Here is a 13,033-nt window from a genome sequence, read left to right as displayed (position 1 = left end):
GTAATTAAAGACAGGTACGGGAAGTGACGGAAGAAAGCTTGAACAGTCTGGATGGCGGTGGGTTGTTCCCCCGATTGCAGCAGCGATACGGGTTTCGGGCCAATCCCCTGGAGATGGATGCTCCCTTCTTTCCGGATGCGATGCGCCATCATGCCCTGGAGACGCTTCGTCATTTGAGTGGCTTTGGCGACATGGCCTTGCTGCTGACCGGAGCGCCCGGCTCCGGAAAAACCCGCCTGCTGGCCGAGCTGGTGCGCAGCGAGTCGGCGCGGCTGGACTTTCATTCCTTGCCGATAGCCGCGCTGGCCAGCGCCAAGGCACTGGCCGGAGCCCTGAAAACCATTGCGCCCTCGGCGTTTCGAGCGGACTTGGGCGCCCGGGAGGCTGTGTACGGCTTTTTTCGCTGGTCCGAGGCCCGGGCGCGCAAGGGCCAGCGCATGGTGCTCGTGCTCGATGACGCGGACCGCGCACCGACCGAAATCCTGAAACTCCTTCTCGACGCTTTTCTCGGAGCTGAGCGTGGCGTGGCGGCAGTGCCGGTCATGACCGGCGGAGATGATCTGGTTGAACGCTTGGGCCTGGACCCGGTGTCGGCCAGTGTGCACCAGATTCACCTGCGGCCCCTGACTCGTGAGGAAGTGGTTGCATACCTGGAACCGCGCGTCCATTCAGCCGGTGGCAAAGCCGCCGAGTTGTTGACCCCGAGTCAAGTGGGCAAGATCCATGCGATGAGCCAAGGCAGTTTCGGGCGCCTGAAACGGGTCACCCCGGGTATTTGGCTGGATATGGTGGCCTCGGCCCCCGGTACCGGGACTCGGCGCATACCGGCGGTGCGCAAACTGGTTTGGCCGTCGCTGGCGTTGGTCATTCTGGCCGGATCCTGGTGGTTCGTGTCCAAGCAATACGACGATTCCATGGCCGAGTCCGGCGGCCGGGAGGAGTCGCCCGAGCGCATTCGCAAGAGCATTACCATCGGGCCGGACTCGCCGGACGCTGGTGAGGCCGCTGTGACTCCGGAGCCCAGCCAGGCCTTGGCCATGAACGACCCCGCGGTCGACACTCGTCCTGAGCCTGAGCCTGAGCCTGAGCCTGAGCCTGAGCCTGAGCCTGAGCCTGAGCCTGAGCCTGAGCCTGAGCCTGAGCCTGAGCCTGAGCCTGAGCCTGAGCCTGAGCCTGAGCCTGAGCCTGAGCCTGAGCCTGAGCCTGAGCCTGAGCCTGAGCCTGAGCCCGAGCCCGAGCCCGAGCCCGAGCCCGAGCCCGAGCCTGAGCCCGAGCCCGAGACCGAGCCCGAGACCGAGCCCGAGACCGAGCCCGAGACCGAGACCGAGACCGAGACCGAGCTCGAGCCTGAATCCGAACCGGAGGCCTTCACCCCTCAGGATCCTTCCCGTTACGTCGCACTGGATCGATTCCGCCAGCGCGAAGGCTGGACCATCCAGCTGGTGGCCGGCAACCTGGAGCAGACCGCGCTGAATGTGCTGCAGGGCTATCCGCAACTGACCGACGCGGTCTATACCAAAGGCGAGCGCGGCGGTGACCCCTGGTTTATGGTATTCTCTGGTCAGTACCCAACCAAAGCTGCTGCCCGGCAGGGTGCTGGTCGCCTGCCGGAACCACTGCGGAAGAACTCACCCTGGGTCCGTGAGATCAAGGACTTATAGGGTTTTTCGTCAGAACTTCAGCCCTGATTTTGCACCGGTGAGGACTGGGAAATCCAGTTCCTGTTCCCCAGAATAGTGCCACTCTGATTTGAGTACGTATTTCTACGTGTGTAAAATGACCAGCCCCCATTTTCAGTGTCTGCGGGTAAGTGCTCGGCTGAAAGCCGTTTAACCCGTTGATTGAAAAGCATTTCTACGCGAGAGAACGCTTATGATGACAGGTTTGTATCATCCCGAGGAATTCAGGGACAACTGCGGTTTCGGTCTGATTGCCCACATGAAGGGCGAGACCAGCCACAAGTTGTTGCAAACTGCCATCGAGTCGCTGACCTGCATGACCCACCGCGGTGGTATCGCTGCAGACGGAAAGACCGGCGATGGTTGTGGCCTCCTGATCCAGAGTCCGGATGGCTTTCTGAAGAAGGCCGCCGAGGCGGCGTTTGGCAAGGCGCCGGGCGACCTGTTCGCCGTGGGTCAGGTGTTCCTGAACCCGGATGAGGCCAAAGCGGCGGCCGGCCGGGCCGCCATTGAGAAGCGCCTGACCGAGCAGGGGCTGGAAATCATGGGCTGGCGCGAAGTGCCGGTCGATGACAGCTGCCTCGGCCCCATGGCCCTCGACTGCCTGCCGCGCATCGAGCAGGTCTTCGTCGTGCCCAATGGCAAGGCGGAGAAGGAATTCGCCATCAGCCTGTTCGTTGGCCGACGCCACGCCGAGCGCGACATGGTCGATGACTCCGAGTTCTACATCTGCAGCCTCTCGCACCGGACACTGGCCTACAAAGGCCTGATGATGCCGGCGGACCTGGCCAACTTCTACAAGGATCTGGGTGACCCGGACCTGGAAACCGCCATCTGCGTGTTCCACCAGCGTTTCTCGACCAACACCATGCCGCGCTGGCCGCTCGCCCAGCCGTTCCGCTATCTGGCGCACAATGGCGAGATCAACACCGTCGACGGCAACCGCAACTGGGCCATCGCCCGTGCCGCCAAGTTCAGCTCTCCGGACCTGCCGGATCTGCAGACCCTGCAGCCGCTGGTCAACCTGACCGGTTCCGACTCATCCAGCATGGACAACATGCTGGAAGTCCTGCTCGCAGGTGGCGTCGATCTGTTCCGGGCCGTGCGCATGATGATTCCGCCCGCGTGGCAGAACGTCGACAGCATGGACTCCGAGCTGCGTGCCTTCTACGAGTACAACTCCATGCACATGGAGCCCTGGGACGGTCCGGCCGGTCTGGTCCTGTCGGATGGCCGCTATGCTGTCTGTATGCTGGACCGCAACGGCCTGCGCCCGGCCCGCTGGGTTATCACCAAGGACGACTTCATCACCCTGGCCTCCGAGATCGGTACCTACGACTACCAGCCGGACGACGTGGTGGCCAAGGGCCGGGTAGGGCCCGGTCAGATGCTGGCGATCGACACCGAATCCGGTGAAGTCCTGCACACCAAGGACATCGACCAGCGTCTGAAGTCGGCGCAGCCGTACAAGCGCTGGTTGCGCGAAAACGCCCTGCGGGTCGAAACCACCCTCAATCAGGACACTCCGGACTTCAAGCTGATGGACGCCGACGAGCTGTTGGTGCACCAGAAGATGTTCATGGTGTCCTTTGAAGAGCGGGACCAGGTACTGCGTCCGCTGGCCGAAAACGGCCAGGAGGCAGTAGGCTCCATGGGCGACGATACGCCCATGGCCGTGCTCTCCAGCAAGGTTCGCCACGTGGCGGATTACTTCCGCCAGAAGTTTGCTCAGGTCACCAACCCGGCGATCGATCCCCTGCGCGAATCCATCGTGATGTCGCTGGAGACCTGTCTGGGCGCCGAGCGTAACGTTTTCGAGGAAAGCGCCGAGCACGCCGACCGGATCATCCTGACCACGCCAGTGCTGTCACCCGCCAAGTTCCTGAAGATCACCAACAACGATCGCCCCGGATTTGAGGTGGCGCGGATTTCCATGAGCTACCGCCCCGAGCAGGGACTGGAGCAGGCGATCCGTCAGGTCTGCGACGAAGCGGAGCAGGCCGTTCGTGACGGCAAGGTCATCCTGGTGCTGACCGACAAGGACCTGAAAGAGGGTGAGCTGCCGGTGAGCGCTATGATGGCGACCGGCGCCGTCCACCATCACCTGGTGGCCATGGGCCTGCGGTGTGACTCCAACCTGCTGGTCGAGACCGGCTGGGCCCGGGATCCGCACCATTTCGCGGTGCTGTTCGGCTTTGGCGCCACCGCGGTGTACCCTTACCTGGCCTACCAGGTGCTGAACGATCTGATCCGCACCGGCGAGCTGATGATGGATCCGATCGAGGCCAAGAACAATTATCGCAAGGGCATCAACAAGGGCTTGCTGAAGATCCTGTCCAAGATGGGCATCTCCACCATGACCTCCTATCGTGGCGCCCAGCTGTTCGAAGCCATTGGCCTGGCCGACGACGTCGTCGACCTGTGCTTCAAGGGTGTGCCGAGCCGAATCCAGGGCGCGAGCTTCTACGACTTCCAGCAGGACCAGGAGCAGCTGGCCGCCGTTGCCTGGAAGCCGCGCAAGCCGATTTCCCAGGGCGGCCTGCTCAAGTACGTGCACGGCCAGGAATACCACGCCTTCAACCCGGACGTGGTGGGCAAGCTGCAGGAAGCGGTCATCAGCGGCGACTACGGCCATTACCAGGAATACGCCGGGCTGGTGAACGAGCGTCCGGTGTCCACCCTGCGTGACCTGCTCGGGTTCCGGGCCGACCTGAAACCGATCGATCTGTCCGAGGTCGAGCCGGCCGAGAACATCTATCCGCGCTTCGATTCCGCGGCCATGTCCCTCGGTGCCCTGTCGCCGGAGGCGCACGAAGCCCTGGCGGTGGCCATGAACACCCTGGGCGGTCGCTCCAACTCCGGTGAGGGCGGGGAAGACCCGGCCCGCTATGGCACTGAGAAGCGTTCCAAGATCAAGCAGGTGGCGTCGGGCCGTTTCGGTGTCACCGCCGAGTACCTGCGCAGTGCCGATGTCATGCAGATCAAGGTGGCCCAGGGCGCCAAGCCCGGTGAGGGCGGCCAGCTGCCCGGCGGCAAGGTCAACGACCTGATCGCCCGCCTGCGGTACTCGGTGCCGGGCGTCACCCTGATTTCGCCACCGCCGCACCACGACATCTATTCCATCGAGGATCTGGCCCAGCTGATCTTCGACCTGAAACAGGTCAACCCGCAGGCACTGGTGTCGGTGAAGCTGGTGTCCGAGCCGGGCGTCGGTACCATCGCGGCCGGTGTGGCCAAGGCCTACGCTGATCTGATTACCGTATCCGGCTACGATGGCGGCACCGCGGCCAGCCCGCTGACCTCGATCCGCTATGCCGGTTCGCCGTGGGAGCTGGGCCTGACCGAAACCCAGCAGGCCTTGCGCGCCAACGATCTGCGCGGCAAGATTCGCCTGCAGACAGACGGTGGCATCAAGACCGGCCTGGACGTGGTCAAGGGCGCCATCTTGGGTGCCGAGAGCTTCGGCTTCGGTACCACGCCGATGGTGGCGCTAGGCTGCAAGTACCTGCGCATCTGTCACCTGAACAACTGCGCCACCGGTGTCGCCACCCAGAACGACCACCTGCGTGAAGAACACTTCAAGGGCACGGTCGAGATGGCCATGAACTTCTTCCGCTTCGTGGCGGAGGAAACCCGGGAGTGGATGGCCAAGCTCGGAGTGCGGAGTCTGGAAGAACTGGTGGGTCGGGTCGACCTGCTGGAGCGCCTGCCGGGTGACACCGAGCGCCAGAAAAAGTTGGATCTCTCCCGTCTGCTGTCGAACGATCACATTCCGGCCGACAAGCCGCAGACCTGTCAGGTCGAGCGGAACCATCCGTTCGACAAGGGCACCCTGGCCGAGCAGATGGTCCAGGACATTGCGACCTCGATCGAGAACAAGTCGGGTGGCGCCTGGTCGTACCGGGTCACCAACTGTGATCGCTCGATCGGTGCGCGGCTGTCCGGGGAAATCGCCGCCAAGCACGGCAACCAGGGCATGGTCGATGCGCCCATCACCCTGGATCTGACCGGCACCGCGGGGCAGAGCTTCGGGGTCTGGAACGTCGGTGGCCTCAACCTGATTCTGGAAGGCGATGCCAACGATTACGTGGGCAAGGGCATGACCGGCGGCAAGCTGGTGGTCAAGCCGCCCTGTGGCAGCAGCTTCAAAACCCAGGAAACCTCCATTGTCGGTAACACCTGCCTGTACGGCGCCACCGGTGGCAAGCTGTTTGCCGCGGGTACCGCCGGCGAGCGTTTCGCCGTGCGTAACTCCGGCGCCCACGCCGTCGTTGAGGGCGCGGGCGACCACTGCTGCGAATACATGACCGGCGGTCTGGTCACGGTGCTGGGCGCCACCGGCCACAACTTTGGCGCCGGCATGACCGGCGGTTTCGCCTACGTTCTGGACCAGAACAACACGTTTGTGGACAAGTACAACCATGAGCTCGTGGAAATCCAGCGGATTTCCAGCGAGGACATGGAGTCCTACCGCAATCACCTGCGCGGTGTGATCCGGGAGCACATCTCGGAAACCGGCAGCGCCTGGGCAGAACACATTCTTGAGAATTTCGACGACTACATCGGCCGCTTCTGGCTGGTTAAACCCAAGGCTGCCAACCTGCGCAGTCTGCTGGCCAGCACCCGGGCACGTCCGGAGTAACTCCGCCGGGAAAGAACAGGGTTATGGGGTGCCCGAGGGCACCCCAGTCGAAATTGAGCTGATGAGAGCACCATGATGAAAGAACGACTGAGTAACGACTTCCAGTTTGTCGAAGTAGGACGGATCGACCCGAAGAAGGTACCGGCCAAGAAAAGAAAGCAGGAATTTGGCGAAATCTACCACCCGTTCACCGCCGATAATGCCGCCAACCAGGCGCACCGGTGCCTGGCTTGTGGTAACCCCTACTGCGAATGGAAGTGCCCGGTGCACAACTACATTCCGAATTGGCTCAAGCTGGTGTCCGAGGGCAATATCATGCGCGCGGTGGAGTTGTGCCATCACACCAACTCCCTGCCGGAAGTCTGTGGTCGGGTCTGTCCCCAGGATCGTCTGTGTGAGGGCGCCTGTACCCTGAACGACGGCTACGGCGCAGTCACCATCGGCTCGGTGGAAAAGTACATCACCGACACCGCGTTTGCCCTGGGCTGGAAGCCGGACATGTCCGCGGTGAAGTGGACCGACCGCAAGGTGGCGGTGATCGGCGCCGGCCCGGCGGGACTGGGCTGTGCCGACGTGCTGGTTCGTAACGGCGTCAAGCCGGTGGTCTTCGATATTTACCCCGAGATTGGTGGCCTGCTGACCTTCGGTATTCCCGAGTTCAAGCTGGAGAAATCGGTCATGACCCGCCGCCGCAAGGTGTTCGAGGAAATGGGCGTCGAATTCCGTTTGTCCACCGAAGTGGGCAAGGACGTCATGCTCCAGGACATCATCGACGAGTACGACGCGGTGTTCATGGGCATGGGCACCTACACCTACATGAAGGGTGGCTTCCCGGGTGAAAACCTGCCCGGCGTCTACGACGCCCTGCCGTTCCTGGTGTCGAACGTGAACCGTCGCCTCGGCTTCGAGACCGACGCGTCCGAGTTCATCGACATGAAAGGCAAGCGCGTCGTGGTCCTGGGCGGTGGTGACACCGCCATGGACTGCAACCGCACCTCCATTCGCCAGCAGGCCGAGAGCGTCACCTGTGCCTATCGTCGGGACGAGGCCAACATGCCGGGTTCCCGTCGGGAAGTGGCCAACGCCAAGGAAGAGGGCGTGAAGTTCCTGTTCAACCGCCAGCCCATTGCCATCATCGGTGAAGACCAGGTTGAAGGCGTCAAGGTCGTCTCGACCCAGTTGGGTGAGCCGGACGAAAACGGTCGCCGTCGGCCCGAAGTGGTGCCCGGCAGTGAGGAAGTGATTCCTGCCGACGCAGTTCTGGTGGCCTTCGGTTTCCGTCCGAGCCCGGCGGACTGGTTCGATGAACTGAAGGTCAACACCGACGACTCCGGTCGGGTGACGGCCCCGGAAGAAGCGGAATTCGCCTTCCAGACCAGCAACCCCAAGATTTTCGCCGGCGGCGACATGGTCCGTGGTTCGGACCTGGTCGTAACCGCTATCTGGGAAGGCCGTCAGGCCGCGGAAGGTATCCTGGACTACCTGGATATCTGAGTGCCGGCCTGAACCCGGTCAGCAGGGGCGGCTTATCTAGGGGTAAGCCGCCCTTTTTTATTGCGGCGAACGGGGTATCATTGCTAACCGATCGACCGGACCATTTACCGACTGAGACTGCTGGATTGTTATGACCGAGCTGAAGAATGATCGCTTCCTGCGCGCCCTGATGCGCCAACCTGTGGACCGTACCCCGGTATGGATGATGCGCCAGGCCGGTCGGTACCTGCCGGAATACCGCGCCACCCGGGCTCAGGCTGGCGACTTTCTCAGTCTGTGCAAGAACACCCCGCTGGCGTGTGAAGTCACCCTGCAGCCCCTCGAGCGTTTCCCGCTGGACGCGGCCATCCTGTTCTCCGACATCCTGACCATCCCCGATGCCCTGGGGCTGGGGCTGTACTTTGAAACCGGAGAGGGCCCGAAATTCAAGCACACCATCCGCTCCGAGGCCGACGTGGCGGCATTGCCAACCTTGAACGCCGAGGTTGACCTGGATTACGTGATGAACGCGGTCTCCACCATTCGCAGTGCCCTGGGTGGCCGGGTGCCGCTGATCGGGTTCTCCGGCAGCCCCTGGACCCTGGCGACCTACATGATCGAGGGCAGCTCGTCCAAGGACTTCCGGGAAGCCAAGAAGCTGATGTACGGCCAGCCTGAGGTCATGCACCGGCTGCTGGACCACCTGGCCGACTCGGTCATCGACTACCTGAACGGTCAGATCAAGGCCGGGGCCCAGGTGGTGCAGATCTTCGATACCTGGGGCGGCGTGCTGAGCAGCTGGGCCTACGAAGAGTTCTCCCTGCGCTACATGAAGAAAATCGTTGATGGCCTGATCCGCGAGCGCGAAGGACGGCACATCCCGGTGATTCTGTTCACCAAGAACGGTGGTCAGTGGCTGGAGTCCATCGCCGACACCGGCGCCGACGCCGTTGGCCTGGACTGGACCACGGACATCGGCAGCGCGCGCGCCCGCGTAGGCGACCGCGTCACCCTCCAGGGCAACATGGACCCGTCCATGCTGTACGCATCGCCCGCTCGAATCCGCGAAGAAGTCGCCGACATCCTGCGCCGCTTCGGCACTGGCTCCGGCCACGTGTTCAACCTTGGCCATGGAATTACTCCGGATGTGGATCCCGAACACGCCAAGGCGTTCATTGAGGCGGTTGTCGAGTTGAGTCCTGAGTACCATCGCTAAGCATTGAGGCCCCGGCCTTTGAGCTGGGGTGTTAAAGCCGCTGTGGCGTTGGTTCCAAAAAACGCTACGAGCACCCCTTCGGGGTCCAGTCAGCAATCACAGATTGCTGTCGTTCGGCTGTCGCAGGAAGCTTCGCTTCCTGAGCGCTCGGCCTCACCCATGTGCGCTTGTTTCCGGCCATCCTTGGCCTCCAACATTTTTGGAACCGACGCCTCAACGGCTTCTTCGAGCTATCAGTTATTTCCATCTTTAAATGCCCCAGAATAGTTGGATGGGGCCTCCCGACGGGTCTATAGTCAGGTGAAACCAGACCGACTGGAGGAACCTCCTTTGGCCACCCAAGCTACCGAAAAACGCCGATTCCACCGTATCGAGTTCGATGCTCCGTGCGAACTTCATTGTCTCGACAGCGTCTGGCCGACTGAGGTGTTGGATATTTGCCTGCAAGGGGTGCTGGTTCAGCGACCCGAAGGGTGGGACGTTCCATTGCGACAGCCATGCGAGGTGACGATTCACCTGAATGACAATGAAGCGGCGATAGTCATGGCCGTGGAGTTACGGCATGTCGAAGAGCGCCGTCTGGGCTTCAAGTGCCAGTACATCGATCTGGACAGTGCCGCCCATCTAAAACGTCTGGTTGAGCTCAATCTGGGCGACCAAGCGCTGCTTGAACGCGAGTTTGCCCATCTGATTGATTAAAGATTTTTGGTTTTTGGCAGGCTGGGTCCGGACAAGGCAGGCAGGGTCGGTTACCTGTCACCCAAAAATGTTGGAGGCCAAGGATGGCCGGAAACAAGCGCACATGGGTGGGGCCGAGCGCTCAGGAAGCGAAGCTTCCTGCGACAGCCGAACGACAGCAATCTGTGATTGCTGACTGGACCCCGAAGGGGTGCTCGTAGCGGTTTTGGGATAACAGGTAACCGACCCTGCCGTTAACGCCTGAAGTAGGAGTTAAAGCTCTTCCAGAGCAGATAAGGCATCGCTGAGCTTAGTTACCGAAATCACCTTCATGCCCTCAATGTCCTTGCGAGGCGCATTGGCTTTCGGAACCAGCGCGCGAGTAAAGCCGTGCTTGGCGGCCTCGTAGATCCGTTCCTGGCCACTCGGTACCGGTCGTATCTCACCGGACAAGCCCACCTCGCCAAAGATCACCAGGTCCTGGGGCAGGGCGCGGTCTCGAAAGGAGGAGACGATGGCGGCCAGCAGCGCCAGGTCGGCGCTGGTTTCGGCGACTTTCACGCCTCCCACCACGTTCACGAACACATCCTGATCGGACACGTGCATGCCGCCGTGACGGTGCAGTACGGCCAGCAGCATGGCCAGGCGGTTCTGGTCCAGGCCGACGGCGACGCGCCGGGGATAGCCGCCCTGGGCCATGTCGACCAGGGCCTGGATCTCCACCAGCATTGGTCGGGTGCCTTCCCAGACTACCATCACGACGCTGCCGGGGGCGGCTTCCTCGCCCCGGTTGAGGAAGATGGCGCTGGGGTTTTTCACTTCCTTGAGGCCTTGCTCGAGCATGGCGAACACGCCGAGCTCGTTCACCGCGCCGAAGCGGTTCTTGATGCCCCGCAGGGTGCGGTAACGGCTGTCGCTGGAGCCCTCGAGCAGGATCGAGCAATCGATCATGTGTTCGAGCACTTTCGGTCCGGCCAGGCTGCCGTCCTTGGTGACATGGCCGACCAGGAACAGGATGGTGCCGGTCTGTTTGGCGAAGCGGGTCAGGTAGGCCGCGCTTTCGCGCACCTGTGACACCGAGCCCGGAGCGGATTCGATGTCGGCCACGTGCATGACCTGTATACTGTCGACCACCAGGATGCGCGGTTGCTCGGCCTCGGCGACCTGGAGCACCCGCTCGACACTGGTTTCTGACAGCATCTTCAGATCCCTCGTGGGCAGCCCCAGGCGTTTGGCACGCATGGCCACCTGTTGCAGGGATTCCTCGCCGGTCACGTACAGCGCCGGAACACTGGCGGCCAGATGACACACCGCCTGCAGCAGCAGGGTGCTCTTGCCGGCCCCCGGATGCCCGCCCATGAGCACGGCCGAGCCCTCCACCAGACCGCCCCCCAGCACCCGGTCAAATTCCTGCATGCCGGAGCTGATCCGCGGGCGTTCGGCCAGGCTGACGTCATCCAGACTCCGAATTTCCGACAGGCTGCCGGCGAAGCCCTCGAAGCGGGCACCCCGGGCGCCTTTGCCGTTGCCGCTGACGCCCCGGACCTCGCTGACGGTGTTCCAGGACTGGCAGGCGGTGCACTGGCCCTGCCACTTGGAGAAGTCTGCACCGCATTCGGTGCAGACAAAGGCGGTCTTGGGTTTCGCCATCAGGCCAGCTTCTTGTACTTCATGCGCTGGGGCACCATGGCGGAATCCCCTTTGCGCTGCTTGTGGTCCTCGTCGTATTCGCTGAAGTTGCCCTCGAAGTAGACCACCTCACCGTCGTCCTCGAACGCCAGGATGTGAGTGGCCACCCGGTCCAGGAACCAGCGGTCGTGCGAGATCACCAGGGCGGCGCCCGGGAAGTTCAGCAGCGCCTCTTCCAGAGCCCGCAGGGTTTCCACGTCCAGGTCGTTGGTCGGTTCGTCCAGCAGCAGCACGTTGCCGCCCTGCTTCAGCAGCTTGGCCAGGTGCAAGCGGTTGCGCTCACCGCCGGACAGGTCGCCGACGCGTTTTTGCTGGTCGCTGCCCTTGAAGTTGAAGCGACCAACGTAGGCCCGCGACGGGATTTCGTAGTTGCCGACCTTGATGATGTCATTGCCGTCGGACAGCTCTTCCCACACGGTCTTGTCGCCGTCCAGATCGCGCATCTGATCGACGTACGCCAGTTCCACGGTTTCGCCCACCACGATGTCGCCGGCATCGGGCTTGTCGTAACCGGCAATCATCTTGAACAGGGTGGACTTACCGGCGCCGTTACCGCCGATGATGCCGACGATGGCCCCGGGCGGTACCCGCAAGGACACGTCTTCGTACAGCAGGCGGTCATCGAACGACTTGCTGATGCCGTCGATCTCGATCACCTTGTCGCCCAGGCGCGGGCCGGGCGGGATGTAGAGTTCGTTGGTCTCGTTGCGCTTCTGGAATTCCTGGGAGCTCATTTCCTCGAAGCGGGCCAGACGGGCTTTGCTCTTGGACTGGCGGCCCTTGGCGTTGCTGCGCACCCATTCCAGCTCGTGCTTGACGGCCTTCTGGTGGGCTGCCTCCTGCTTGGCTTCCATCTCCAGGCGTTTTTCCTTGTTCTCCAGCCACTGGCTGTAGTTGCCTTCGAACGGGATGCCGTGGCCCCGGTCCAGCTCCAGGATCCAGCCGGCCACGTTGTCCAGGAAGTAACGGTCGTGGGTGATGGCGACCACGGTACCGGTGTAGTCGTGCAGGAAGCGCTCCAGCCAAGCTACGGATTCGGCATCCAGGTGGTTGGTGGGCTCGTCCAGCAGCAGCATGTCTGGGCTGGACAGCAGCAGGCGGCACAGGGCAACCCGGCGGCGCTCACCACCGGACAGGTTCTTGACCGGCTGGTCCCAGGCCGGCAGACGCAGGGCGTCGGCGGCGACTTCCATCTTGCGCTCGATGTCGTGACCGTCGGTGGCCTGGATGTAGGCTTCCAGCTCGCCCTGTTTCTTGGCCAGGGCGTCGAAATCGGCATCCGGCTCGGCGTAGGCGGCGTACACCTGGTCCAGCTCCGCCAGGGCGTCGTGCACGCCGGAGACGGCTTCGTCGACAATCTCCTTCACGGTTTTGGCGTCGTCCAGCTCCGGCTCCTGGGGCAGGTAGCCCACGTTGATGCCGGGTTGGGGCCGGGCCTCGCCGATGTAATCCTGATCCACGCCCGCCATAATGCGCAGCAGGGTTGATTTACCCGAGCCGTTCAAGCCGAGCACGCCGATCTTGGCGCCGGGGAAGAAGCTCAGGGAGATGTCTTTGAGGATCTCGCGCTTGGGGGGAACCACTTTGCCCACGCGATTCATCGTGTATACGTACTGGGCCATAGCAGGCTGTATCCTCTGTTGAAATCGGAGGTGA

General features: G+C 62.6%; 7 protein-coding genes. 5 read left to right on the top strand and 2 right to left on the bottom strand.

Features of this window, described 5'->3' with window-relative positions; all coding sequences use genetic code 11:
* Nucleotides 1-38: 38 nt before the first annotated feature.
* The 5 genes from U5822_RS17720 to U5822_RS17700 all read left to right on the top strand — a co-directional run bounded on the left by U5822_RS17720 (nucleotide 39) and on the right by U5822_RS17700 (nucleotide 9,709).
* Entirely contained in the window at nucleotides 39-1,661 is a 1,623-nt protein-coding gene (locus U5822_RS17720; RefSeq protein ID WP_322857007.1) for an AAA family ATPase, read from the top strand.
* A gap of 211 nt (nucleotides 1,662-1,872) precedes the next feature.
* Complete coding sequence (gltB, locus tag U5822_RS17715; RefSeq protein ID WP_322857006.1) at nucleotides 1,873-6,321, top strand: glutamate synthase large subunit; 4,449 nt, start codon at nucleotides 1,873-1,875, stop codon at nucleotides 6,319-6,321.
* 75 nt (nucleotides 6,322-6,396) lie between these two features.
* A complete protein-coding gene (locus tag U5822_RS17710) occupies nucleotides 6,397-7,815 on the top strand; it encodes an FAD-dependent oxidoreductase (protein WP_322857108.1) in 1,419 nt (472 codons plus the stop codon).
* Between the two features lie 130 nt (nucleotides 7,816-7,945).
* Nucleotides 7,946-9,010 carry a uroporphyrinogen decarboxylase gene (gene hemE / locus U5822_RS17705; protein ID WP_322857005.1) on the top strand — a complete coding sequence of 355 codons (1,065 nt, stop codon included), beginning with the start codon at nucleotides 7,946-7,948 and terminating at the stop codon, nucleotides 9,008-9,010.
* 330 nt (nucleotides 9,011-9,340) lie between these two features.
* A complete protein-coding gene (locus tag U5822_RS17700; RefSeq protein ID WP_322857004.1) occupies nucleotides 9,341-9,709 on the top strand; it encodes a PilZ domain-containing protein in 369 nt (122 codons plus the stop codon).
* 252 nt (nucleotides 9,710-9,961) lie between these two features.
* On the opposite strand, the gene radA is transcribed toward U5822_RS17700, so the two are convergent.
* Nucleotides 9,962-11,338 (bottom strand): DNA repair protein RadA, encoded by a 1,377-nt coding sequence (radA, locus tag U5822_RS17695; RefSeq protein ID WP_322857003.1) that lies wholly within the window; start codon nucleotides 11,336-11,338, stop codon nucleotides 9,962-9,964.
* On the bottom strand, nucleotides 11,338-12,999 hold the full coding sequence (gene ettA / locus U5822_RS17690) for an energy-dependent translational throttle protein EttA (RefSeq protein ID WP_322857002.1): 1,662 nt from the start codon (nucleotides 12,997-12,999) through the stop codon (nucleotides 11,338-11,340). The genes radA and ettA overlap by 1 nt, the downstream gene beginning before the upstream one ends.
* Between the last annotated feature and the right edge of the window lie 34 nt (nucleotides 13,000-13,033).

The sequence above is a fragment of the Marinobacter qingdaonensis genome (genome assembly GCF_034555935.1).
Classification (GTDB): Bacteria; Pseudomonadota; Gammaproteobacteria; order Pseudomonadales; family Oleiphilaceae; genus Marinobacter; species Marinobacter qingdaonensis.
The sequence above is the reverse complement of the archived record's forward strand: the minus strand, read 5'-3'. Positions and strand labels throughout refer to the sequence as shown.

Bases quoted from the DNA above. Each gene is read 5' to 3' on its own strand.
- hemE (WP_322857005.1), top strand. From the start codon at position 7,946: ATGACCGAGCTGAAGAATGATCGCTTCCTGCGCGCCCTGATGCGCCAA.
- U5822_RS17710 (WP_322857108.1), top strand. From the start codon at position 6,397: ATGAAAGAACGACTGAGTAACGACTTCCAGTTTGTCGAAGTAGGACGG.
- radA (WP_322857003.1), bottom strand. From the start codon at position 11,338: ATGGCGAAACCCAAGACCGCCTTTGTCTGCACCGAATGCGGTGCAGAC.
- gltB (WP_322857006.1), top strand. From the start codon at position 1,873: ATGATGACAGGTTTGTATCATCCCGAGGAATTCAGGGACAACTGCGGT.
- ettA (WP_322857002.1), bottom strand. From the start codon at position 12,999: ATGGCCCAGTACGTATACACGATGAATCGCGTGGGCAAAGTGGTTCCC.